Annotated in this window: 18 protein-coding genes, 1 tRNA gene and 2 pseudogenes; 6 read left to right on the top strand and 15 right to left on the bottom strand. The window is 69.9% G+C overall.

What is annotated here, in order from left to right:
* Positions 1 to 157: 157 nt before the first annotated feature.
* Both ACLBX8_RS21160 and ACLBX8_RS21165 read right to left on the bottom strand, forming a co-directional pair.
* Positions 158 to 768: pseudogene (locus tag ACLBX8_RS21160) on the bottom strand (IS5 family transposase); the annotation flags it as partial.
* A 29-nt stretch (positions 769 to 797) separates the two neighbouring features.
* Entirely contained in the window at positions 798 to 1,742 is a 945-nt protein-coding gene (locus ACLBX8_RS21165; protein WP_447699919.1) for a glycoside hydrolase family 16 protein, read from the bottom strand.
* Positions 1,743 to 2,175: 433 nt separating this feature from the next.
* Here ACLBX8_RS21165 and ACLBX8_RS21170 point away from each other — a divergent pair, with 433 nt between their 5' ends.
* From ACLBX8_RS21170 to ACLBX8_RS21180, 3 genes and pseudogenes are all read left to right on the top strand, one after another.
* Positions 2,176 to 2,490 (top strand): ATP-binding protein, encoded by a 315-nt coding sequence (locus tag ACLBX8_RS21170; protein ID WP_447699918.1) that lies wholly within the window; start codon positions 2,176 to 2,178, stop codon positions 2,488 to 2,490.
* Positions 2,491 to 2,806: 316 nt separating this feature from the next.
* Positions 2,807 to 3,859, top strand: coding sequence for a glycosyltransferase family 2 protein (locus ACLBX8_RS21175; RefSeq protein ID WP_447699917.1), 1,053 nt, complete (start codon positions 2,807 to 2,809; stop codon positions 3,857 to 3,859).
* A gap of 82 nt (positions 3,860 to 3,941) precedes the next feature.
* Positions 3,942 to 4,744 (top strand): annotated as a pseudogene (locus tag ACLBX8_RS21180) (IS5 family transposase).
* A gap of 196 nt (positions 4,745 to 4,940) precedes the next feature.
* Here the strand turns inward: ACLBX8_RS21180 and ACLBX8_RS21185 are convergent.
* From ACLBX8_RS21185 to ACLBX8_RS21205, 5 genes are all read right to left on the bottom strand, one after another.
* Positions 4,941 to 5,017 (bottom strand) — tRNA-Arg (locus ACLBX8_RS21185).
* A gap of 124 nt (positions 5,018 to 5,141) precedes the next feature.
* Complete coding sequence (locus ACLBX8_RS21190) at positions 5,142 to 5,894, bottom strand: nucleotidyltransferase family protein (RefSeq protein ID WP_447700560.1); 753 nt, start codon at positions 5,892 to 5,894, stop codon at positions 5,142 to 5,144.
* A gap of 19 nt (positions 5,895 to 5,913) precedes the next feature.
* Positions 5,914 to 7,476: a tRNA (adenosine(37)-N6)-threonylcarbamoyltransferase complex ATPase subunit type 1 TsaE gene (gene tsaE / locus ACLBX8_RS21195; protein ID WP_427508558.1), complete on the bottom strand. Its 1,563-nt coding sequence runs from the start codon at positions 7,474 to 7,476 to the stop codon at positions 5,914 to 5,916.
* A 177-nt stretch (positions 7,477 to 7,653) separates the two neighbouring features.
* Complete coding sequence (locus ACLBX8_RS21200) at positions 7,654 to 8,934, bottom strand: EAL domain-containing protein (RefSeq protein WP_447700559.1); 1,281 nt, start codon at positions 8,932 to 8,934, stop codon at positions 7,654 to 7,656.
* 86 nt (positions 8,935 to 9,020) lie between these two features.
* A complete protein-coding gene (locus tag ACLBX8_RS21205; RefSeq protein ID WP_447715708.1) occupies positions 9,021 to 10,913 on the bottom strand; it encodes a sigma 54-interacting transcriptional regulator in 1,893 nt (630 codons plus the stop codon).
* Positions 10,914 to 11,219: 306 nt separating this feature from the next.
* Between ACLBX8_RS21205 and cynS the strand changes: the two genes are divergently transcribed.
* Positions 11,220 to 11,708: a cyanase gene (cynS, locus tag ACLBX8_RS21210; RefSeq protein ID WP_029358676.1), complete on the top strand. Its 489-nt coding sequence runs from the start codon at positions 11,220 to 11,222 to the stop codon at positions 11,706 to 11,708.
* A gap of 97 nt (positions 11,709 to 11,805) precedes the next feature.
* Here the strand turns inward: cynS and ACLBX8_RS21215 are convergent, their stop codons facing one another.
* From ACLBX8_RS21215 to ACLBX8_RS21235, 5 genes are all read right to left on the bottom strand, one after another.
* Positions 11,806 to 15,102, bottom strand: coding sequence for an efflux RND transporter permease subunit (locus ACLBX8_RS21215; RefSeq protein WP_447715709.1), 3,297 nt, complete (start codon positions 15,100 to 15,102; stop codon positions 11,806 to 11,808).
* 272 nt (positions 15,103 to 15,374) lie between these two features.
* Positions 15,375 to 15,809: a tellurite resistance TerB family protein gene (locus ACLBX8_RS21220; RefSeq protein WP_020091280.1), complete on the bottom strand. Its 435-nt coding sequence runs from the start codon at positions 15,807 to 15,809 to the stop codon at positions 15,375 to 15,377.
* A gap of 106 nt (positions 15,810 to 15,915) precedes the next feature.
* Entirely contained in the window at positions 15,916 to 16,116 is a 201-nt protein-coding gene (locus ACLBX8_RS21225; protein ID WP_020091281.1) for a DUF3606 domain-containing protein, read from the bottom strand.
* Positions 16,117 to 16,341: 225 nt separating this feature from the next.
* On the bottom strand, positions 16,342 to 16,563 hold the full coding sequence (locus tag ACLBX8_RS21230; RefSeq protein WP_020091282.1) for a YbdD/YjiX family protein: 222 nt from the start codon (positions 16,561 to 16,563) through the stop codon (positions 16,342 to 16,344).
* Positions 16,564 to 16,571: 8 nt separating this feature from the next.
* Entirely contained in the window at positions 16,572 to 18,632 is a 2,061-nt protein-coding gene (locus ACLBX8_RS21235; protein ID WP_447681993.1) for a carbon starvation CstA family protein, read from the bottom strand.
* Positions 18,633 to 18,922: 290 nt separating this feature from the next.
* Here ACLBX8_RS21235 and ACLBX8_RS21240 point away from each other — a divergent pair, with 290 nt between their 5' ends.
* Positions 18,923 to 19,792: an NAD(P)-dependent oxidoreductase gene (locus ACLBX8_RS21240; protein ID WP_447681994.1), complete on the top strand. Its 870-nt coding sequence runs from the start codon at positions 18,923 to 18,925 to the stop codon at positions 19,790 to 19,792.
* 134 nt (positions 19,793 to 19,926) lie between these two features.
* Here the strand turns inward: ACLBX8_RS21240 and miaA are convergent, their stop codons facing one another.
* Positions 19,927 to 20,853, bottom strand: a complete 927-nt coding sequence (gene miaA, locus ACLBX8_RS21245) for a tRNA (adenosine(37)-N6)-dimethylallyltransferase MiaA (RefSeq protein ID WP_447715710.1) — start codon at positions 20,851 to 20,853, stop codon at positions 19,927 to 19,929.
* A gap of 14 nt (positions 20,854 to 20,867) precedes the next feature.
* Here miaA and serB point away from each other — a divergent pair, with 14 nt between their 5' ends.
* Positions 20,868 to 21,761, top strand: a complete 894-nt coding sequence (gene serB, locus ACLBX8_RS21250) for a phosphoserine phosphatase SerB (RefSeq protein WP_447700555.1) — start codon at positions 20,868 to 20,870, stop codon at positions 21,759 to 21,761.
* Between the two features lie 3 nt (positions 21,762 to 21,764).
* On the opposite strand, the gene ACLBX8_RS21255 is transcribed toward serB, so the two are convergent.
* Complete coding sequence (locus ACLBX8_RS21255) at positions 21,765 to 22,271, bottom strand: coiled-coil domain-containing protein (protein ID WP_447700554.1); 507 nt, start codon at positions 22,269 to 22,271, stop codon at positions 21,765 to 21,767.
* Positions 22,272 to 22,411: 140 nt separating this feature from the next.
* Positions 22,412 to 23,965: a DegQ family serine endoprotease gene (locus ACLBX8_RS21260; RefSeq protein WP_447700573.1), complete on the bottom strand. Its 1,554-nt coding sequence runs from the start codon at positions 23,963 to 23,965 to the stop codon at positions 22,412 to 22,414.
* Between the last annotated feature and the right edge of the window lie 102 nt (positions 23,966 to 24,067).

Raw genomic sequence — 24,067 nt, forward strand, 5'->3', positions numbered from 1 at the left:
AGGCAGCAGCCAGGCCGACTGCTCTGCTCTTCCCGGCCTGCGGGCCAGGAGACGGGACAGGCCTATCACGTCGCAACGCGGCACGATCGCCTCGATGCCCGCACGCGTCCTCGCCTGCATCACCAGCGTGACGTGCGCCTCTAGAATCTGAACTCGATCAGCACCGGAACGCGACGACGGCGGCCAAAGCCAGGGTTGAAGCGTAGACGCGGGCGAGCTTGTCGTTGCGGGTGGCGATGCGACGAAAGTCATTGAGTCAGTTGAAAGCTGCCTCGATGCGCCAGCGGTCTTGATAGCGGGGCTTGTCATGACGGATCCGGCGCATGCGACCGCGTTTAGCCGGAATGACGGGCGTGATGCCGTTCCCGCGCAGGTCGGTGCGCAGCCAATCAGCATCGTGGCCCTTGTCGGCACTCAGGCGGCGGATCCGGCCGGGCGCCTCGGCCAACACCGCTAGGGCGGCTGTTACGTCACTAGCGTTGCCCGGCGTCAGCAGGCGAACGCCGGGCCGACCGAGGACAACGGTGAGCGCGTGGATCTTGGTCGTCTGACCGCCGCGCGACGGGCCGATGGCCTGTGCCCTCGCCCCTCCTTCCCACCATGGGCAGACCGGTGAGCCCGGACGTAGCTGCTGTCGAGCGCGGCTGCATCGCCGGACCACCCGGCCTTGGCCAACGCGGCCAGCATCGCCCTCCGGAAGCCGCGCCGCGACCAGCGATTGAAGCGGTTGTAGACCGTGGTGCGTGGGCCATTCGCAGCCGGGCAGTCGCGCCCCGGCGCGGGGACATGATGTCAAACTAACTGTAGACGCGGAAATAATCGACCTGCATATGGACCAGCTTCTGAGCTTCGGTCAGCTGCGGCACCTGAACGTCTGTCCGCAGAGCGAGTGTGAGCAGCGGCCAGAAGACATCCCCCGTCTTCGCCATCTCGGAGGCGCGCGTCAATGTCCAGATGTTGACCTGTTTGGTTGCTGGATTGATGACAGGCTTGCGTTCAAAGTAGGGGATGCATTTTCCATCCTGAATCAGGACCCCGTAGCGGCAATATTGCTGAGTCATATCAACCGGTGTCGGAACACCGCTGCCCTCATTATGCTCGTCAGGCTGGCCCCACTCATGCAGATAAACGCCGTAGAGATTGGGCTCGAAACCCTTCTGCTCGACAATATCGACCTCTATACTTCTATTTTTATTTGATATACCGTCCCGATTGAGCAACCAGAACGCGGGCCAAGTCAGAGGGTGTTTTGGAAATTTCATTCTGGCCTCGAAATAGCCTCGCGCCCATCCGACGGAGACAACCCCGCTCCGACTCCCGGCCTGCAGGTTTCCCGAGATCCATTGATAGTCGGATATATCGTTTCCGTAATAATTTATGACGGACATTTTCCGTCCGATATACTTTGCTGATATTTGAAGAGCAGTGCCACCCGTGGCCTCCGCGTCCTCGATGATCTCGTATGGTTTGAAACCTTCTGCTCCGGAGAGGGGCGCGAACGCGGAGCGGCCGTAGTATCCGGAAGGTCCGGTCGTCGCCTTCGGACCGCCGTTCCAGATCCGTCCGTTAATCTCCTTGAAGGGCTCATCGAAAACGAGCGTTCGCCCCTGTGTCGGGTCTGCAGTCACATTGGTCGCCGCGCTGGCGCGACCGATTCCGATCAGGGATGCCGTCGTCCAGACTGGCAGTTCTCGAAGACCGAGTTTCAGGAAATCTCGGCGGGCCCACTCGGACTTCATCATTTGCGGCGTTCCAAATCGCGAGGCGATTACTGATTTCTCATCCTACCCAAGAGATAGCCTTCGCCTCAAGGCTTTACCCCGAACAGCTCCGGACCCTCGATGTGGACGGCGGATCACGCGCGCGAAAGCCGAGCTCGAACGTCCGCCGGCCCAGCGGTCCGGGTTTGCAGCGCCAGAGTTTGTCCGTCACCACCATCGCCCTGCAGTTCAACGTCGACCGCAAGACGGCCCGTAAGGACATCGCCCACGGCCTCAAGCCACCAGCCTACAAACCGCGCCAACCCCGCGAGCATCATCCTGATCCCTTCGAGGCCTATCTGCGCGAGCGCGTTGCCGCCCATTCTACGCTGACTAGTTCCCGGCTCCGACGGGCGATCAGGGAGCGCGGCGCTCACCGGAGAACTTCACGGCCGTCGGTCGCCGCCCGCCGGAGGTGCCGGGCGGGCGCAATCTGTTCTTCCAACTCGTCAGCGCGCGCAACGAGCGCGGCGCGATGATTCAGATCTCGAACCGCGGCTTTGCCCGATGGGGCGAAGTGTTCGACGCCCCTGTCGCGGCCACCCCGCCCGTCGACCGTCTGCTGCATCATGTGTCGTGGCGCAACGAGTGGGCGAGCCACCCGCTGTGTCAGCATGGTGATCTGGCGCCTGACTACATGCGCTCGAGGCCGCCCATCACACCGCCACCAGCCTCGAAGCGACGAGGTCGACCGCTCTTGCGACGCGATCCTGAAGTTCGCCACAGCTGATCAGGCTGAAGTGGCTATTTTCCCTTCGGCGGATCTGCGGATGCTGCACCCGTCATTGACAAGACCGCGTCGGATCGCGAAAGTCACCCTGCGAAGCTCAGACTGGAACGACTCAGGTGGCCGCTTGAGCCTGGTTTCGACTGCGGAATAAATCGCCGCGCGAGACGTTTGAGGCAGTATCGGCCTCTCGCAGCACTTCACGGTCGACGCATCTCAGATTTGATCGGACAGAGACCTTACCTAGACGCTCAAGAAAGCTGCGAGGCCGGCAGATCATCGAAGCAATTAGCCACACTATACTCTCAGCGGGAAACTCATGTCCTCAATCTCGAAAGCTGAGAAGAGTATATCAGGCCCGACGTATCCCGTCCTGGCGATCATCATCAATTGCTTCAACTACGAAAGATACGTTCACTGTGCGATTCAGAGCGCCGTCTCACAGAACAATCGATCTTGCGAGATAGTCGTCGTCGATGACGGATCGACCGATCGGTCCTGGACGGTCATCCAGTCGAGCGGAGTGCGAGCCTTTCACAAAACGAACGGAGGACAGGTCAGCGCCTGCCTTCTGGGACTTGATAAAACTGTCGCCCCGTTCGTCTTATTCCTCGATGCGGACGATCAACTCTTGCCGAATTCGCTCGCGGTCATCATAAGCGCGCTCGATGCGGACATCGCGAAGCTGCAATTTCCTCTGACTCGGATCGACGAGGCCGGATCGATGATCGCACCCGCCTTCCCGTCCTTGCTGGAAGGACGGGAACGCGACCGCTTCAAGAAGTTCGTGAATGAAGCGGGAACCTATGTGTCCCCTCCCACCTCGGGAAACGTCTTCCGGAGGGATGTCTGCGAGTTGCTGCGGGAGGCCACTTACGACTCGGCCGTCGACGGGGTCATCCTGTCAGCAGCCCCCTTCTTCGGGGACATCGTCAGCCTGAAACGGCCGCTCGGATGCTATCGGATCCATGGGGAGAACAAATCCGGAGTCGGGAGCATGCTCTCGCTCTCTCTGCTGGAGCTACACAAACGGCGCTTCAGCGACCGCGTGCTGCATCTCAAATCGGCCTTGCGGCAGCGAGGTCTGGTCGACAGCGTCCAGCCTCCGAACCAGATGTACTTCCACAACATCTACGAGATCACTCACGACATCCTGTCCGGAAAGAGGGTGTCCGTGAAGAAGGCCTTATGTGCGGTTGGCCGGTTTCCATCTTGGTATAGCCCGCTCAGACGGGTGGCGACCGCTTCGGCGATCATGATGGCGATCGTTTTACCGAACACCATCAATGCGCGCTTCATCAACTCGTGGCGCTTTCACTTGGTCCGGCTGCTCGCGTCGCTGAAGCGACGTCCGGCGTCGGGCGTAGCGTAGCGTTCCGATGTCCGCCGGATCTTGACCTGACCGGCTGACTTTAGAGCCTCTAGCAAAACTGGGGTTGGCGCGTTGGGAGGAGATGGCGAGACCGCTCCTTCCCATGGCGTGCGGGCCGAGATCGCACCGCTGCTTCCGCCTGATCGGGCCAAGCCGAAGGGCTGTCGGCCTCGGACCTCTGACCGCGCGGCGCTGACGGGGATCCTGTTCGTGCTGCGCTCAGGTACGCCGTGGGAGTTGCTGCCTCGGGAGATGGCTGCAGTTCGGGCATGACCTGCTGGCGGCGTCTGCGGGATTGGAAGAGGGCCGGAGTGAGAGATCGCCTGCAACACGCCCTTCTCGACCGGCTCGGCCGCCAGAACGGCATCGACTTCAGTCGAGCTTCCCTCGACAACGCCTCGGTCGCCGCAAACGAAGGGGCGCGGCGACAGGCCCGAACCCGACCGATCGGGATAAGCCGGGCACAAAGCGCCACGTCCGCACCGACGCGAAGGGCATCCCCTCGCGCTGAAGCTGACGGGTGCCAACGTTCACGAGAGCCGACCTCTAGAGGCGGTCGTGGATGCCGTCCCGCCGATCTGTTCATACTGGGCACGGCCACGCAGGCGGCCATCGCAGCTGCACGCCGATAGGGCCTACGACCACCGCCGCTGTCGTCAGGCGCTGACCCGCCGCCGCATCCAGCGCCACATCGCCCGGCGCGGGATCGCGAGCAGCCAGCGGCTGAAACGTCGCAGGTGGGTCGTCGAGCGCACCCTGGCGTGGTTCGCCCAGTTCCGCCGCCTCGCCATCCGCTACGAGCGACGCAGCGGCATCCATCTCGCTTTCCCGACGCTGGCCGCTGCCCCCATCGTCTGGCGTTTCATCAAACGATGGTTTTGTTAGGCGCTTCAAGGACCGCCTTGGCGTTCATCGCAAGTCGTTGAAGTCTTTGGAGTACCGTCTGGACCGAGGATCGCCGCGCAGTACTCAAATTAACCTTCGCCGGCCAACCTCGTTACAGGCACGGCAAAGGATTTGGAACCGCAAACTGACCCTCCATTCAAGGTCTTAGCGGATGTTTATAGCGGTGAAATAGGAATGGCGCGCCCGAAAGGATTCGAACCTCTGACCCCCAGATTCGTAGTCTGGTGCTCTATCCAGCTGAGCTACGGGCGCCTGACACGGCGGCGGGCTCTCGGCCCGCCGGTGTGAAGGGGCTTCTAGAGGCTCAGATCCGGCTTGGCAAGACACTTCGGACAAGGACTTCGCGCTCCGCGCATCGTGCCCCGGATCCGGCTCTCTACGGGGCCCGGGCGCTCGCGCGGACGCGCTCCTCCGCGGCCCGGATCGCCTCCGGCGTACCGACATGCAGCCACTGGCCGTCGAGCCGCATCCCGAACAGCCGCCCCGCCGCGATCGCCCGGTCGAACAGCAGGTTGAGCGAGAAGGCGCCCTCCGGCGTGTCGGCGAAGAGGCCCGGCGTGAGGATCGCCACCCCCGCGTAGATGAACGGCGCCACCGCGCGCTCGCCGCGGCGCTTCAGGCGGCCGTCCGGATCCATCACGAAATCCCCGGCGCCCTCGTAGCCGAGGCTGGTGGCGGTCGGCGCCACCAGCAGCAGGCCGTCCATGCGGTCCCCGTCCCAGGTCTCGATCAGCCGGCGCAGGTTGGAGGCCGGCCCCTCGAGCCAGAACGAATCCGAGTTCAGCACCACGAACGGCGCGTCGCCCAGGAGCGGCAGCGCCTTGCGGATGCCGCCGCCCGTCTCCAGCAGCGCCGCGCGCTCGTCGGAGACGGTCGTGGCCGGTCCCGGGGCCGCCCCCTCGGCCCGGCGCGCGAGGTGCCCCTCGATCAGGTCGGCGAGGTAGTGGACGTTGACGACTGCGCTCCCGATCCCGGCCTCGGCGACCCGGTCGAGGGCGTGGTCGAGCAGGGCCTTGCCGGACACCTCCACCAGGGGTTTCGGCACGGTGGCGGTCACCGGCCGCATGCGCTTGCCCAGGCCCGCGGCCAGGACGAAGGCGCGGCTGACGGCGGGGCTGGGATCGCTCATGCGGTCGGGAATCCGGTGGTCAGGGGTCGGGCGCCGGGGCGACGAGGCCCGGCAGATGGTCCGCGTGCCAGGCCCGCAGCCCGGCGAGCGCCGGATGGGCGAGGTTGCGCGCGAGGTAGCCCTCGATCCGCGGCAGGTGGGCGAGGTAGCCGGGCTTGCCGTCGCGCCGGTCGAGCCGGGCGAAGATGCCGAGGATCTTGGTGGCCCGCTGGGCCGCCAGCAGCGCGTAGGCGGTGGCGAAGGCGCCGACGTCGAAGGTCGGGTCCCGGCCGCGGCGCTCGCGGGCGTAGAGGCCGAGGAGCCGCAGCTCGAACTCCGCGCTGGAATCGACCCGGGCATCCTGCAGCAGCGAGGCGACGTCGTAGGCCGGGTGGCCCATGACGGCGTCCTGGAAATCGATCAGCCCGACCCGCTCCAGCCCGTCGCGCTCGGGCAGCCAGATCAGGTTCGGGGAATGGTAGTCGCGCAGGGTCCAGGTCGGCCGGTCCGGGATCGCGCCCTGGAGCGCCCCCCGCCACAGGTCGACGAAGGCCGCCCGCGCCTCCGCCGACAGGCTGACGTTCCGGATCGCCGGGGCGTACCATTCGGGCATCAGCTCCGCCTCGAACAGCAGCGCCTCCATGTCGTAGGGCGGCAGCCTGTGCTCGATCCCCTCCGCCACGGGCAGGACCGGGGGCAGCGGGTTGGCGTGGAGCTTGGCCAGCACGCGCACGGCCTCGGCGTAGCGCTCGGGCCGCGGGGCGCCCCCCTCGATCACCGGCTCGCTGCCGAGATCCTCCAGGATGAGCAGGCCCTCGGTCAGGTCCTCGCCGTAGATCTTCGGAGCCGAGAAGCCGAGTGCCCGCAGGCCGCGGTCGAGGGCCACGAAGGCGTGGACGCTCTCGGCGAGGTGCACGATCGCGCTGTAGGGCTTGCCGTCCCGCACCGGCGGCCCGTCGGGTCGCGGCGGCGCGATCATCAGCACGGCGCTGGTGCCGTCGGGCTTGGTCAGGCGCTCGTAGGCGCGGGAGGAGGCGTCCCCCTGCATCAAGGTCCGCTCGGCGATGTCCCAGCCGCTGCGGTCGAGGAGGCGGCGCACCGCGCGGGCCCGGTCGAGGCGGGCGCGCATGCCGCCGGTGCCGTCGATCCGCGCGAGCCGCGCCTCGGGGCCGAACTCCGCCCGCAGGGACAGGTCCACGGTCAGCACCGGGCCGGCGCGGGGCGGCATCCGGTCGGGCCACTCCACCAGGGTGATCGCGCCCTCGGCCATCTCGTCGAAGCCGAGTTCCACCAATTCGTCGGGGTCGCGCAGCCGGTACAGGTCGGCGTGGACGATCGGCCGGCCGTCGCGGGCCGCGTAGGGCTGGATCAGCGTGAAGGTCGGGCTCGGCACCTCCAGGCGCGGGTCGCCGGCGAGCTCGCGGATGACCGCGCGGGCGAGCGTGGTCTTGCCGCCGCCCAGGCCGCCGGACAGAGCCACGACGTCCCCGGGCATCAGGAACTCGGAGAGGAACAGGCCGAGATCCTCGGTGGCCGTCTCCTCCGGCAGCACGAATTCCCAGGGCGCCGGATGCGCGGATGCCCCCGCAGCCCCTTCGGCCATCTGCCCGTCCCGCTCGTCTCCGCCCAAAGCCCGCCTCCGAGACCCGAAGACGCATGGTCCGAAAACACGCACCGGATGCAAGCGTTTCCGCCCGGAGCCGCGCGCTTCCCGCCCGCCCGGTGCATCGAAACCACGCTCGCGGGGGTGGCGAAAGACCGCGCCGGGGCCGGGAATCCGTCAGGCCCGGGCGTGGAACCCGTGCCGCCCCGGATCAGCCTCCCCGGAGAGCCCGACGCGCCACGCCTCGGCGTTCCAGGCCGCCGCCGCCGCGAGGGCGTCGGCCTCCGGCATCGGGCGGCCGAAATGGTAGCCCTGGCCCAGGGCGCAGCCCATCGCCGCGAGGGCCTCCGCCTCGGCGCGGCCCTCGATGCCCTCCGCGACCGCCGCCACCCCGATCTCCTCGGCGAGCCGCAGGATGGTCTGGACGATCCGGCGATCGCGCGGCTCCGCCAGCATCGCCCGGACGAAGGCCCGGTCCACCTTGAGCGTGGTGATCGGCAGGGTGCTGAGATGGCTGAGCGAGGAGTAGCCGGTGCCGAAATCGTCCACCGCGATGCCGAGGCCGGCAGCGCGGCAGCGCGCGAGGGCGGCCGCGGCCCCGGCCGGATCCTGCATCAGCGCGCTCTCGGTGACCTCGATCTTGAGGGCGCCGGGCGCGAGGCCGGTCCGGCGCAGCATCGCGTCGACGAGACCCGGTATGTCCGCGCGGGCGAGATCCTGGGCCGTGACGTTGAAGCTCACGAACAGGGAGGGCTCGACGGAGGCGGGCGCGCGCAGGCCGGCCTGCAGGATGCGGGGCACGATCCGGCCGATCGCGTCGATCACCCAGGCGGTGATCGCCAGGATCAGGCCGTTCGCCTCGGCGGCCGGAATGAAGGCGGCGGGGGGCACGAGCCCGCGCTCGGGATCGTGCCAGCGGATCAGGGCCTCGAAGCCGGCGAGGCGCCCGGTGGCGAGCCGCACGATCGGCTGCAGGAACAGCGCGAACTCGTCCCGGGCCAGGGCGCGCCGCAGGGCGCGCTCCTGCGCGAGCGACGCGACCGTCGCGTCGAAATCGGCGCGGGCGGCGGGCGACGGCGGCGCCTGAAGCCCCTCGGCGGAAGCCGGCCCGAGGCGCGGCAGGGTCTCGCGGAACCGGGCGATGAGCCCCTCGAGGCAGAGGCGCAGGATCGGATCGGCGCCGGCGAGCCGCTGGCGGATCTGCGCCGCGTCCACCGGGACGAGCACGCAATCCGCCTCGGCGCGCGCGCCGGCGGAGCGCGGGAGGGCGTCGAGGATGGCCATCTCGCCGAAGATCTCGCCGGGGCCGCGCCGGGCGAGCACGGCCTCAGCGCCGTCGCGCCGCCGGAAGATCGCGATGCGCCCGCTCAGGATCAGGTAGGCGCAGTGCCCGATCGCCCCCTCCTCGAACAGGACGGTGCCGGCCGGGAGAGTGACGGGATCGGAGAGGTCGTGCATCGGTCGGGGACGCTGCGCCTTCGCGGGGAAAGCCCGGCGCGAGCGTAGGCACAGCGGCCTTAAGATCGGATCAAGGGCCCGCCGGATCAGCCGCGCGGGATCCCGTGTGCCTTGATCCGCGAGGCCAGCGTCGTCGGCCGAAGGCCGAGGAGCGCGGCCGCGCCGCCCGGCCCGGAGATCCTGCCGCCCGCCAGCGCCAGGGCCGCGACGATCTCGGCGCGGTCGCGCGCCCGGCGCTCGGCCTCGGTGGCGGGCCGCCCGCCGGGCGGCGCGGCCGGGCTGGCCGCGTCCGCGGGTCCGGTCGCCTCACCGTCGGGCAGGTCGAGGCGGAGGCGCCCCCGGGCGGAGAGGATCACCGCCCGCTCGATCACGTTCTCCAGTTCCCGGACATTGCCGGGCCAGGAATAGCGGCAGAGGCGGCGGACATCGCCCTCCGTGAGGCGCGGCTCCGGGACGGTGAGGCGGCGCGCGGCGACCCGGAGCAGGTGCAGGGCGATCGGTGGGATGTCCTCGGGCCGCTCGCGCAGGGGCCGCGCCTGGATCGGGAAGACGTTGAGGCGGAAGTAGAGGTCCTCCCGGAAGCGGCCCGCCCGGATCTCGGCGCGCAGGTCCCGGTTGGTGGCCGCGACCACGCGCACGTCCACCGCCCGCGTGCGCGCCTCGCCGACCCGCTCGAACGAGCGCTCCTGCAGGACGCGCAGCAGCTTGCCCTGGAGGTCGAGGGGGATCTCGCCGACCTCGTCGAGGAACAGCGTGCCGCCGTCGGCGAGTTCGAACCGGCCGATCCGGTCGCGCAGCGCCCCCGTGAAGCTGCCCTTGGCGTGGCCGAAGAACTCGCTCTCGAACAGCTCGCGGGGGATCGCCGCGCAGTTGACGCGGATCATCGGGCGGGCACTGCGGCGGCTGCCCTCGTGGATCGCCCGGGCGATCAGCTCCTTGCCGGTGCCGGATTCGCCGGTGATCAGCACGGTGGCGTCGGTGGCGGCGACGCGGTCGACCTGCCGGAGCGTCGCCGCGATGGCGGGCGAGCGGCCGATGATGCCCTGGTGCTGGCGCTCGGCCCGGATCTCCTCTTTCAGGTAGGCGTTCTCCAGCTCCAGGCGCTCCCGGAGGGAATCGACCTCGGCGAGTGCGCTCGTCAGGCGGGCCTCGGCCTCACGGCGCTGGCTGATGTCGCGGAACACGATGACGGCGCCGAGCAGGCGCCCCCGGTCGCGGATCGGCGTCGAGGTGTACTCGACCGGGAAGGCGGTGCCGTCGGCGCGCCAGAAGACCTCGTGATCGACTTGGTGCACGGTCCCGTCCCGGAACGCCGCGTAGATCGGGCAGTCGCGGTGGGGGTAGTGGCTCCCGTCCGGGCGGGTGTGGTGCACGGCGGCGTGCATGTCCCGGCCGACGAGGTCGGCGGCCTCGCAGCCGAGCATGCGCGCGGCGGCCGGGTTGACGAAGGTGGTCACGCCCTCCGCGTTGACGCCGTAGATCCCCTCCCCGGCCGCGCGCAGGATCAGCTGGTTGCCCCGCTCGATGTCGCGGAAGATGCGCTCCACGCGCTGCCACTCCGAGAGGCCGGCGCGCATGTGGGCCTCGGCCTCGCCGTCGACCTGGCGGCGGTGGAGCGTGTCCGGGTCCGCCAGGGTGACGAGGAGGCGCATCGCGTCGCCCGGGAGCGGGAAGGCCACGGTCTCGACCCGCAGGTCGCGCCCGGCCGCGTCGCGCGGCGCCAATGTGCGCGTCCACCAGTGCCCCCGGGCCAGCGCGGCCTCGGTGAAGACCGTGAGCGCCGGGAGCTGGCCCGGGAACAGGGCGCTCGCCCGTGCGCCGCGCAGCGCCGGGCGGCCGTAGCCGAGGAGGCGCGCCGCCGCCGGGTTGGCGTCCGCGACCCGGTCCTCCTCCGGCGCGAGGACCAGCATGGGATCCGGGCTCGCCTCGAAGACCGGCCCGAAGCTTCCGGCGGCACCGGACTCACGAGATATCGTCATTGGCTCACGATATCTCGTTTCCAACGAGATGTCGTCAGCGACATCCGGCGACCCAAACCTCTGGCAGATCGAGCGATTTCTCCGGCATCCCTTCTGGCACACCCTTTGCCGAGTGAGGCTGTCCGCCCGTCGGCCGGCACCGCTCCCGAAGGCGCGCCGCGACGACGCCCGGCGGATGTCCGCGTCCGGACGCGACCGTCCCCCCTCACCGGTCGCGGTCCGGACGCGCACCCGCACCGGGTGGGTGGGGCCGCGGAGCGCGCGGCCTCACCGGACCCATCGCAGATCGAGATCCGGGAGCCGACGATGAAGCGCGAAGACCTCACCGAGAAGCTTCTCGACATCAAGCGCGAGAAGGGGTGGAGCTGGAAGCACATCCACGCGGAGATCGGCGGCCTGTCGCCGTTCCTGATCACCGCGGCCTGCATGGGCCAGATGAAGCTCCCGAAGGCCCAGGCCAAGCGGGCGGCCGAGCTCTTCGGCCTCACCGCCGCCGAGGAGCGGATGCTCAACGAGCCGCCCTATCGCGGCTCGATCCCGTCCATGCCGCCCACCGACCCGCTGATCTACCGGTTCTACGAGCTGGTGATGGTCTACGGAACGACCTTCAAGGAGCTGATCCAGGAGGAGTTCGGCGACGGCATCATGTCGGCGATCGACTTCAACATGGACATGGCCCGGGAGGCCAACAACAAGGGCGACCGCGTGAAGCTCACCATGTCGGGCAAGTTCCTGCCGTACAAGTACTACGGCAACGACGACGACACGCCGGAATACGGCTTCAAGGAGGGGTGAGCGACCCGCGAGGGCATCCCCCCGATCGGGATCCGACGGTCAGGCATCCGGATCGGGCCAGCGACACCGGCCGCGGCGCGGGACGCGCCGCCGTCCCTCACGCCGCCGCCGGGCGGCCCTCCGGCTCCAGGTAATCCTGCACCGGCCGCGCCGGGCCGCCGCGCATCAGCACGTAGAGGAACGGCACCAGCAGCAACGTCGCGGGCGTCGCGAAGGCGATGCCGCCCATGACCGCGCGGGCGAGCGCGGCGTTCTGCTCGCCGCCCTCGCCGGTCCCGAGCGCCATCGGGATGAGCCCCAGGAACATCGCCGAGGCGGTCATCAGCACCGGCCGCAGCCGGGTCTCGCCCGCCGTGATCGCCGCCTCCAGGGCGCTGCACCCGGTCTCCTCCCGGTGCTCCTTGGCGAAGGTGACGAGCAGGATCGAGTTCGCCGAGGCGATGCCCACCGACATGATCGCCCCGAAGATCGACGGGATCGAGAACGGCGTGCCGGTCACGAACAGCGCGAAGGTGATGCCGCAGAAGGCCAACGGCAGGGCGGCGATCACCACGAACGGGTCGCCCCAGCTCTGGTAGTTCACCGCCATCAGCAGGTAGACGGCGATCAGCGCGATGCCGAGGCCGATCTCCAGGCGGAAGAAGGCCGAGCGCATGTTCTCGATCTGGCCGCGGACGACGATCTTGTCCGGCGCCTCGAGGTTCTTCTGCTCGTCCTCGACGATCCTGTCGATCTCGCGCGCGACCGAGCCGAGGTCCCGGTCCTGCACCGAGGCGAAGATGTCGAAGGTCGGCTGGATGTTGACGTGGCTGATCATGGTCTGCGTCGGCGTCCGGCGGATGTCCGCGAGGCTCGACAGCAGGGTCAGCACCCCGGGGCCGGAGCCGGAGGTCGCGGCGGCGCGCACGAACATCGGCGTGTTGCGCAGGTCGGTGAGCGAGCTGTTGCGGTACTCGGGCGTCTGCACCCAGAGCTGGTAGGGGATGCCGGTCTTCGGGTCCGGCCAGAAGTTCGGCGTGACCTGGTAGCTGCCGGACAGCGAGATGTTCATGTTCTGCGCCACCTGCTGCTCGGTCAGCCCGAGCTCGGAGGCGAGGCGCCGGTCGACGTCGACGTAGAATTGCGGCTCGTTGACGATCTGCTGCAGGTGGACGTCGACGAGGCCCTTCGTGTGCTTCAGCCGCTGCACGATGCGCTGGGCGACCTCCAGGTCCTTCTCCTTGTGCCGACCGGAGACCTGCACGTCGATCGGCGTGAGGACGCCGAAGTTCAGGATCTGGGTGATCATGTCGGCGGGCTGGAAGTAGACGACCACGTCGGGGAAGCGCTTCATCAGGACCTCGCGCAGGCGCTTCATGTAGCCCGCCACCGGGCCGTGCCCCTCCTTCAGGCTGATCAGCATCTGCCCATCATTGTAGGAGACGAACGAGCCGTCCGAGAACGCGAAGTTGTAGTTGTTCGACGGCAGGCCGATGTTCTGGAGGATCTGGTCGACCTCACCCGCCGGGATCACCTCGCGGACGGTGTCCTCGACCTCGGCGAAGACCTGCCGGGCGGTCTCGATGCGCATGCCGACGCGGGTGCGCAGATGCATGGTCATCTGGCTCGCCTCGATCTGCGGGAAGTAGTCCTGGCCGACGAAGACGAACAGCACGCCGGTCATGCCGAGCACGCCGCCGAAGGCGCCCAGGGTGACGACGCGGTGGCGCAGCACCGCGTGGAGCAGCCCGACATAGCCCCGGTGGAACCGCGCGAAGCCGCGCTCGAACGCGCCGTGGATCCGGCCGGCGAGCCGCAGCGCGGGGGCGCCCACGAGGCCGACGGCCCGGGCGATCCGGCCCCGCCGGGGCGCCGCGTGCTGCGCCGGGTGCGCGTCCCGGTGCGCGTCCCGGTCTTTGGCGTGCTTCCGGCGGTATTCCGGCGCCACGATCACGTCGATCAGGAGCGGCACCAGGGTCCGCGACAGCAGGTAGGAGGTCAGCATCGCGAACACGACCGCGAGCGCCTGCGGGGTGAACAGGTATTTCGGCGTGTCGGTGAGCGCGAACACGGCCGTGAAGGCCGCGCAGATCGCGAGCGTCGAGATCAGCGCCGGCTTGGCGATGCCGGCGGCGCCGTGGACCACGCTCTCGCGGAACTCCTCGCCCTCCTCGAACAGCCGGTAGGTGTTCTCGATCGCCACCGTGGCGTCGTCCACCAGGATGCCGACCGCGAGCGCCAGCCCGCCCAGCGTCATCACGTTGATGGTCTCGCCGAGCGCCGCCAGCACGGCGAGCGAGGTCATGACGCAGAGCGGGATCGAGATCAGCACGATGATCGTCGAGCGCCAGGAGCCGAGGAACAGCAGGATGGCGAGGCCGGTCAGGGCCGCCGCGGTCAGCGCCTCGTGGAGCACCCCCTCGATGGCGTTCGAGACGTACACCGACTGGTCGAAGAGCGGCTTGATCGCCAGCCCCTCGGGCGCGGCGGCGCGGATCGTCGGCATCGCCGCCTTGACGTTGTTGACCACGCTCAGGGTCGAGGCGTTGCCGTTCTTGATGATCTGCATCAGCACCGCCTGCTGGCCGTCGGCGCTGACCACGTTGACCTGCGGCGGGCCGCCGTCGCGGACATAGGCGACGTCGCGCACCAGCACGGGCTGGCCGGCCACCACCTTGATCGGCGCGAGGTTCAGGGTCTCGATCGACGGCGGAGTGCCGTTGAGCTGGACCGGGTACTGCTGCTCGCCGATCTTGGCGAGGCCGGACGGCACGGTCAGGTTCTGGGCCGTCATGGCGTTGGTGACGTCGAGCGGCGTCAGGCCGAGCGCCTGGAGGGCGTTGAGGTCGAGGTCGACCATGATCTGCCGGGGGGCGCCGCCAAAGGGCGACGGCAGGGTCGAGCCCGGGACCTGCGCCAGGGTCTGGCGGATCCGGTACTGGGCGTAGTCGTAGACTTGGTTGAGGCTCTCCTTGGCCGAGGTCAGGGCGAGCTGGATCACCGGCACCGAGGAGGCGGAGTAGCGCACGATCACCGGCGGCTGCGTGCCGGGGGGCATCACGGCGCGGATCGAGTTGGTCGAGGACACCACCTGGGCGATGGCGAGATTGAGGCTGACGGTGGGCTCGAAGTAGATCCGCTGCACCGCCGTGCCCTGGAGCGTCGTCGACTCCATGCGGCGGATGTTGTTGACGTTGTTGGAGATGCCGTACTCGGCGTAGGTCGTGATGCGCTGTTCCATCTCCGGCGCCGAGAGGCCGGTATAGGTCCAGACCACCACGACGACCGGGATGTCGACGACCGGCAGCACGTCCTTCGGCGCGACGACGATCGCCCCGACGCCGCCGAGCATCATCAGGACCGCGAGCACGTAGGTCGTGATCCGGAACTTGAGCGCGTAGAGGACGAGGCCCATGCGGTCTCCGCCGTCCGGCCCCGGGCCGGCAACTCCGCGTTGTATACCGGCTCACCGGCTAAACCCGGACTGTTTCGCTATCACGTCCGGTCAGGCAAGGGACGGGCCGCGTCGCCGCAGGTTCGGGATGGCGGCGGCCTCGCGCCCGCGCCGGCGTCCGCGAAGACCCGGCACGGCGGGCCGGGCCGCGTCACCTCGGGATGTGGGTGCCGGACGGGGAGAGCGGTCCCGGCGCGCCGTCCCGGGGTCTGCCGGGCGACAGGCCGGCCGGATCAGCGCAGCAGGGCGGACTTGTCGACCTGCAGCGCCCCGGCGATCTCGTCGAGCGCCTTGTGCTCGACCTCGCTGATGCCGTCGATATCGGCCACGTCCGCGCCGATCAGGAACACGTCCTGGCGCTGCTCGATCGGCCGATCCGCGATGGCGCCGACATGGCGCAGGTTCTCCAGCCGCCCGGCCCGGGTCTTGGCCCGGGTGATCGCCTCATAGAGCTCCTGCTCGACGCGCAGCGTGTCGTAGGATTTCTCGAGGATCGGGTTGGCGCGGATGCCGGTGATCGCCGACTCGATCTCCTCCTCGCCCACGTCGCCATCGGCCACGATGACGTTGGCGGCGGACGAGACCGCGGCCTGCAGGAAGACCGCGTCGCCCGCGTACGACATGATCGTGCGGCCGAACCGAAGGATGGCGTCCTGGAAAATGCTCATGCCGACCTCCCGTCGGGCCTGAGATGGCGGATATTGTGGCGGCGGAGTCAAGATGCGGCCGAGCTTAAGCCCGGGATCGCGGAGGACTAGTCCTGGCGCGGCGGTATCAGGTGGCGGGCTCGTGGCCCGGCCAGTCCCGCCCGAGATGGGCGGCCACGCGGGCCGGATCGTCGCCGACCGCCGCCACGGCGGCCTCGACCTGCTCCACCGGGACCATGAACCGGCGCGCCCAGTAGGCCCGCTCCCAGGCATGGGCGATGTTGACGGCCCGGGGCTCGATCGGGTCCTGCACGCTCTGGTCGGTCATCGGCCTTCCGCATCTGGCAAGGGCCGGGCGGCCCTCCGGCGTGGAGAACGCCGGCCGGGCCCGATCGGGTCCGCGCAGCGAGCGGGGCCCGGTCCGCGGCGAGGACACGCCGCCGTCATCGCGCGCGCAGCGAAGCGACCCAGGGCAACGCCACGTTGGAAGACGCAGCGCTGCCTGGATTGCTTCGCTCCGCTCGCAAGGACGACAAAGCTCACCGGCCGCCTGTCAGCAGCAGCGGAAGCCCGCGGTGTTGCCGACCCCGAAGCGGGCGTTCTCCCGGTTGCGGAAGAACTCCACCTCGCTCATCGGCGCCTGGTCGGGATGGGTGCGGCGGACATGCTCGGCATAGGCCGCGTAGTCCCCCTGCCCGACCATCAGGCGGGCGCCGTCGCAGACGCACTTGGACAGCGTCCGGATCCGGTCCCGCAGGTTCGACGACGGCAGCATGGGACCTCCTATTCCGCCGCGACCATGTGCGGCTCGGTCTCCAGCGCGGTCCAGCGGTCCGCGCGCCACGCCTTCACGCAGGCGGCGATGCCGAAGCCCGCGATGGCGACGACGAGGCCGATGAACAGGGCCGCCAGCACCGCGTCGATCCGGTCGTTGAGGATGATCTGGCTCATCTGGTCGGCGTTCTTGGCAGGCGCCAGGACCTTGCCCTCCGCGGCGGCGGCCGCGTAGCGCTCGGCGTGGGCCAGGAAGCCGATCTTCGGGTCGGCCGAGAAGATCTTCTGCCAGCCGGCCGTGAGGGTGCAGATGCACAGCCACGCGGTCGGGATGATGGTCACGAACGCGTAGCGCTCGCGCTTCATCTTGAAGATCACCACCGTGCAGAGCGTCAGCGCCACCGCGGCCAGCATCTGGTTCGAGATGCCGAAGAGCGGCCACAGGGTGTTGATGCCGCCCAGCGGGTCGGTCACGCCCTGGTAGAGGAAGTAGCCCCAGGCCCCCACCGAGATGGCGGTCGCCGCGATGCTCGGCCCCCACGACGTGGTGTTCTTGAACGACGGGATCGCCAAGGCGACGAGATCCTGCACCATGAACCGGCAGGCGCGGGTGCCCGCGTCCACGGCCGTGAGGATGAACAGCGCCTCGAACAGGATCGCGAAGTGGTACCAGAAGGCCATCATCGCCTTGCCGCCGATGGCCGACGAGATGATGTGGGCCATGCCGACCGCGAGGGTCGGCGCGCCGCCGGCCCGCGAGATGATCGTGTGCTCGCCGACGTCGGCGGCGGTCTGGGTGATGACCTCCGGCGTCGTGGCGAAGCCGAGCTTGGTCACCGCGGCGGCGGCGGTCTCGGGCGTCGTGCCGATGAGGGCCGCGGGCGAGTTCATGGTGAAGTAGACGCCCGGGTCGATCACGCAGGCCGAGACCAGCGCCATGATCGCCACGAAGGATTCCATCAGCATGCCGCCGTAGCCGATGAAGCGGGCGTCGGACTCGCTGGCGATCAGCTTCGGGGTGGTGCCCGACGAGATCAGGGCGTGGAAGCCCGAGACCGCGCCGCAGGCGATGGTGATGAACAGGAACGGGAACAGGCTGCCCGCCCAGACCGGGCCGGTGCCGTCCACGAACTTGGTGACCGCCGGCATCTGCATGTGCGGGGCGACGAAGGCGATGCCCAGCGCGAGGCCCACGATGGTGCCGATCTTGAGGAAGGTCGACAGGTAGTCGCGTGGGGCCAGCAGCAGCCAGACCGGCAGGATCGACGCCACGAAGCCGTAGCCGATCAGCATCCAGCAGAGCTGCGGGCCCGTGAAGGTGAAGGCCGGCCCCCAGACCGGGCTCGCCGCCACCGAGCCGCCGGCGACGATGGCGAGCATCAGCAGGACGAAGCCGAGGATCGAGACCTCGCCGATCTTGCCCGGGCGGATGTAGCGCGAATAGACGCCCATCAGCATGGCGATCGGGATCGTCGACATCACCGTGAAGGTGCCCCAGGGGCTCTCGGCCAGCGCCTTGACGACGATCAGCGCCAGCACGGCGAGCAGGATCACCATGATCAGGAAGGTGCCGAACAGGGCGATGATGCCCGGCACGGTGCCGAGCTCGGCCCGGATCAGCTCGCCGAGCGAGCGGCCGTCCCGGCGCATCGACACGAACAGGACCATGAAGTCCTGCACGGCGCCCGCGAGGACCACGCCGGCCAGGATCCACAGCATGCCGGGCAGGTAGCCCATCTGGGCGGCGAGCACCGGGCCGACCAGCGGGCCCGCGCCCGCGATCGCCGCGAAGTGGTGGCCGAACAGCACGCCGCGGTTGGTGGGCACGTAGTCGAGCCCGTCGTTGTGGCGCACCGCGGGGGTCGCGCGCTTCGGGTCGAGCCGCATCACCTTGTCGGCGATGAACTGGGAATAGTAGCGGTAGGCGATGAGGTAGACGCAGACCGCCGCGACCACGATCCAGAGGGCGTTGATCGTCTCGCCGCGCTGGCTCGCCACGATCGCGAGCGCCGCGGCGCCGAGCGCCCCCACGAGGGCCCAGGGCCCGTGCCTGCCGATCGCCGAACCCATGTCCCACTCCCTGACCGAACGCCTCGCGCGCGGGGCCACGCGCGGGGGGCTCCGGCTGGGACTTCGTGGTCCCGGGCTACACGGGCGGGTTATCCTATTGGTCCGGCGTTGACGCAAGCGATCCGACCTGTGATGCAGCGTCGGCGGCGGCACGACGCCCAATCTGTCACATCGGGTCCCCCGGCACGGCCCCGACCCCCTTCACGGCCCGGCTGCCGAGCTCCGTGCGCCGCCCGCCGTCGGAGATGGAAGGGCGCCGGCGCGGTCGGGCCTGCGAGGAGCGCACGACAATGGCGAAGGTCGCATTCCTGGGTCTCGGCGTGATGGGCGGCCCGATGGCCGGACACCTCGCCAAGAAGGGTGGCCACGACGTCACCGTCTACAACCGCACCACCCCGAAGGCCGAGGCCTGGGTGAAGACCTACGGCGGCGCCCACGCGCCCACGCCCCGGCAGGCCGCCGAGGGCGCCGAGATCGTGTTCGCCTGCGTGGGCAACGACGACGACCTGCGCAGCGTCGTGCTGGGCGACGACGGGGCGCTCGCCGGCATGAAGCCCGGCGCGGTGTTCGTCGATCACACCACGGCCTCCGCCGAGGTCGCGCGGGAACTCGCCGCGGCGGCCGAGGCCAAGGGGCTCGGCTTCATCGACGCGCCGGTCTCCGGCGGCCAGGCGGGCGCCGAGAACGGCGTGCTCACCGTGATGTGCGGCGGCGACGCGGCGACCTACGCCAAGGTCGAGGGCGCGATCGGGTCCTTCGCCCGCGCCTGCCGGCTGATGGGCCCGGCCGGCGCTGGCCAGCTCACCAAGATGGTCAACCAGATCTGCATCGCCGGCCTCGTCCAGGGCCTGTCGGAGGGCGTCCACTTCGCCAAGCGCGCCGGCCTCGACGTCGAGGCGGTGCTCGACGTGATCTCCAAGGGCGCCGCCGGCTCCTGGCAGATGGAGAACCGCGGCAAGACCATGAACCAGGGCAAGTTCGACTTCGGCTTCGCGGTCGACTGGATGCGCAAGGACCTGGGCATCCTGCTGGACGAGGCCCGCCGCAACGGCGCCAAGCTGCCGGTCTCGGCCCTCGTCGACCAGTTCTACGCCGAGGTGCAGGCCATGGGCGGCAACCGCTGGGACACGTCGAGCCTCGTGGCGCGGCTGGAGCGCTGAGGGCTCTCAGCCTTCGCCCGGAGCCGAGGACCGGGCAAGACGGACGCGACAGGCCCTCTCTCCCGCGCGAGAGGGGGCTGCACCGGTCGCGGCGCCGGGCGCGCCGGTCTCGCCCGGCGGGCCGGACGCTCGCCTCAGAACAGCGCCTCGACCTCCGCCGCCTCCGGATCCACCCAGCGCCACGCCTCCCCCATCTGGTGGCGGAACCACGTGACCTGGCGCTTGGCGTAGGCCCGCGTGTCCGCCTGCCCCCGGACGATCGCCGCTTCGAGGCTCATCGCGCCGTCGAGGTGGGCGATCAGGCCCGGCACCCCGTGGGCGCGCATCACCGGCAGCATCGGGTCGAGATCGCGCGCGCGCAGGCGGGCGACCTCGTCCAGCGCCCCCTCGGCGATCATGGTCTTGAAGCGGGCGTCGATCCGGGCCCGCAGCACCGCCCGGTCGGGTGCCAGGAAGATTCTCTGGAGGTTCCGCCCGGCGAGCGGGCCGGGAACGGGATCGCCGTAGAAGCTGGCGATCGGCCGGCCCGTCGCGAGAAAAATCTCCAGGGCGCGCATCACCCGCATCCGGTCGCTCGGGCGCAGGCGGGCGGCCCCCTCGGGATCGTGCCGGCCGAGCTCGGCGTGCAGCGCCTCGGTCGGCCGGCCCTCGGCCGCGTCCCGCACCTGCCGCCGCACGACGTCGGGCACCGGCGGCAATTCCGAAAACCCCTGCTCCAGCGCCCGGAAGTACAGGCCGGTGCCGCCCACGAAGACCGGCAGGCGCCCGCCGAGCGTCGCCAGCAGCGCCGCCGCGTCCCGCGCGAAGTGCCCCGCGGAGTAGTTCACGGCGCCGTCGACGTGGCCGTAGAGCCGGTGGGGCACGCGCGCCTCCTCGTCCGGGTCGGGCCGCGCGGTCAGGCGGCGCAGGTCCGCGTAGACCTGCATGGAATCGGTGTTGATCACCACGCCGCCGTGACGCTCCGCCAGCCGGGCGGCCAGCGCCGACTTGCCCGACGCGGTGGGCCCTGCGATGAGGACCGCGGCCGGGCGCCCCCCGGCTTCCCCCCGGTCTGGCGGCAAGGCGAAACTCCACGATGCTGGTCGCGGTCCTGATAGCAAACCCGGATCGGCCGTCCATCACCGACGCGGTGCTGGCCGAGACGCGCGCCGTGCTGCGGACGGAGCACCAGCCCCGGATCCTGCACGGCGAGGTGGCGGCCGAGCTGCTGGTGCCGGGCGAGCCCGCGGCCGCGGCGGCCCTCACCGACAGGCTGCGCACGGCGCTGGCCGGCGAGCCGATCGACCTCGCGGTGCTGCCCGCCGACGCGCACAGGCGCAAGCGCCTGTTCCTGGCCGACATGGATTCCACCATGATCGAGCAGGAATGCATCGACGAGCTCGCCGGGACGCTCGGCCTCAAGGACCACGTGGCGGCGATCACCGAGCGGGCGATGCGGGGCGAGATCGCCTTCGAGCCGGCCCTGCGCGAGCGCGTCGCGCTCCTGAAGGACATCCCGGTCGGCGCGGTCGACGGGCTGATCGCCGAGCACCTGACCCTGACCCCGGGCGGCGGCACGCTGGTGCGGACGATGCGGGCGCACGGCGCCCAGACCTGCCTGGTCTCCGGGGGCTTCACGCTGTTCACCGGCCCGATCGCCGCGATGATCGGCTTCGACGAGCACCGGTCCAACGTGCTGGGCGTTGCGGACGGGCGGCTCACCGGCCTGGTGGAGGACCCGATCGTCGGGAAGGCCGAGAAGCGCGCGACGCTGATCGCGCTGCGCGGGCAGCTCGGCCTCGGCGCCGCCGAGACCCTCGCGGTCGGCGACGGCGCCAACGACCTCGACATGCTGGGCGAGGCCGGCCTCGGGGTGGCGTTCCGGGCGAAGCCCGCGGTCGCGGCCGCGGCGCGGGTCCGGGTCGAGCACGGCGACCTCACCGCGCTCCTGTACCTGCAGGGCTACGCGGCGGCGGAGTTCGTGGGGTGAGGCTCAGTGGAGGGTGCGGGTCAGGGCGATGACCGCGCCGAGCACGGCGAGCGTCTGAAAGCCGATCGCGCCGACGAGCCAGCGCACCGTCTCGACCTTCGCGGAGGCGATCGCGCCCTTCACGGCCTCGATGTCGGCCTTGGTCTCGAGGCGCAGACCGTCGATGTCGGCTTTTGTGGATAGGCGGAGGGCTTCGATATCCGACTTGGTCGACTGACGAAGACTGTCAGAATCCGCCTTGGTCGAGATGCGAAGCCCCTCGATATCCGCCTGGGTCGTGAGTCGCAGTGCCTCGATGTCGCCGCGGGTCTGTATCTTGAGGGCTTCGATATCGCCGCGGACGATCTGCAGTTCGGCCTGCACGTCGCGAATGTCGGCCTTCGTCGCCAGATTCCCGTCGAAGACGTCCACCAGCGCGTCGGCCAGGCCCTCCGCCTGCTCGGGCGACAGCTTCGCCGTCTCCCGCAGGGCGCGGGCGAATTTCAGGGTGTCGAACGCAACGGCCGTCATGGGTCCGAACCCGCCCGAGCCGCACCGACTCGCGGCCCCAGTGTGCCGTGCCGCGGCGCAGCGTCAATGTGGGACCCCTGAACGCGCGAGGGCCGCCGCCCCCCGCGGAGCGACGGCCCTCGGCGACGCGATGAGACCGCTCAGTCGAGGCCGACGGCCACGAAGCGCACGTCGCCGGTGGCGCCCGCCACCAGCAGCAGGACCGACTTGCGCCCGTCCTTCTTGAGGGCGTCGATCCGCTTGGTCACCTCCGCGGGGGTGCTGACCGACTCCTGGCCGACCTCGACGATCACCTCGCCGGGCTGGATCCGCTTGTCGGCGGCGGTCGAGTTCGGGTCGACCCGGGTGACGACCACGCCCTTCACGGTGTCCTTGATGGAGTACTTCTTGCGCAGCTCGTCGGTCATGCCGGAGAGGTTGAGGCCCAGCGCCTGCCGGGTCGCGCTCTCGGGCTCCGGCTGGCGCAGGTTGGCGAGCTGCGGCTTGTCGCCGTCCTCCAGGCGGCCGAGGGTGACGGGCTTCGTCACCTCCTCGCCCTTGCGCATGACGACCACGTCGACCTTCTGACCGACCGGGGTCGAGGCGACGATGCGCGGCAGGTCGCCCGAGGCCTTCACCGGCGCGCCGTTGAACTTCAGGATCACGTCGCCGACCTCGATCCCGGCGGTCTTGGCCGGTCCCTTCTCGTCGACGCCGGCCACCAGGGCGCCCCGTGCGCCGCCCTTGAGGTTGAGCGCCTCGGCGGTGGTGTCGTCGACGTTCTGGATGCGCACGCCGAGCCAGCCGCGGCGGACCTCGCCGAAGTCGCGGAGCTGGTCGATCACGGGCTTGGCCGTGCCCGACGGGACCGCGAAGCCGATGCCCACCGAGCCGCCGGTCGGCGACAGGATCGCCGTGTTGATGCCGATCACCTCGCCGTCCATGTTGAACAGCGGGCCGCCGGAATTGCCCTTGTTGATGGCCGCGTCGGTCTGGATGTAGTTGTCGTAGGGTCCGGACTCGATGTTCCGGCCCCGCGCCGAGACGATGCCGGCGGAGACCGAGCCGCCGAGCCCGAACGGGTTGCCGATGGCGATGACCCAGTCGCCGGGCCGCATCTTGTCGGAATCGCCGAACGGCACGGCCTTCAGCGTGCGGTCGGCCGGGGGCTTCACCCGCAGGACCGCGAGGTCGATCTTCGAATCCTTGCCGACGATCTCGGCCTTCAGCTTCGTGCCGTCGTGCAGGATGACCTGGATGTCGTTGGCGTCGCCGATGACGTGGTTGTTCGTCACCACGAGGCCGGCGGAATCGATGATGAAGCCGGAGCCGAGGGAGTTCGACTTGCGCTGCTGACGCGGCCCGTCGCCGTCACCGCCGCCACCGCCGCCGCGGCCGCCGCGCCGGTTGAAGAACTCCTCGAACAGGTCCTCGAACGGGGTGCCCGGGGGCACCTGCGGCCCGGCACGGCCGGCGCGGGCCTCGACGGTGGTGGACGCGGAGATGTTCACCACCGCGTCGGTGACCTGCTCGGCGAGATCGGCGAGGGAGGCCGGCCCCTTGGCGAAGGCCGGCACCGGCAGGGCGGCCGCGGCCACGGAGACGGTGACCGAGGCGCCGATCAGGATCGAGACCATCACCGCGCGGGCGCGGGAGCGGGGCCGCGCCGGGGCGCGGTCGAACGGCGCCTCGGGGGCGCTCGCGACGGGGTGCATGGTCGACCTCTTCATGAACGCGTTTCCGGTCCCGCGGGCCCCGACCGATGGCCGATCGCCCGCGGGTTGTCCTGCACGGTAATCCCCGGGCGCTGGGGCGCC

It is taken from the genome of Methylobacterium sp. D48H (assembly GCF_053345715.1).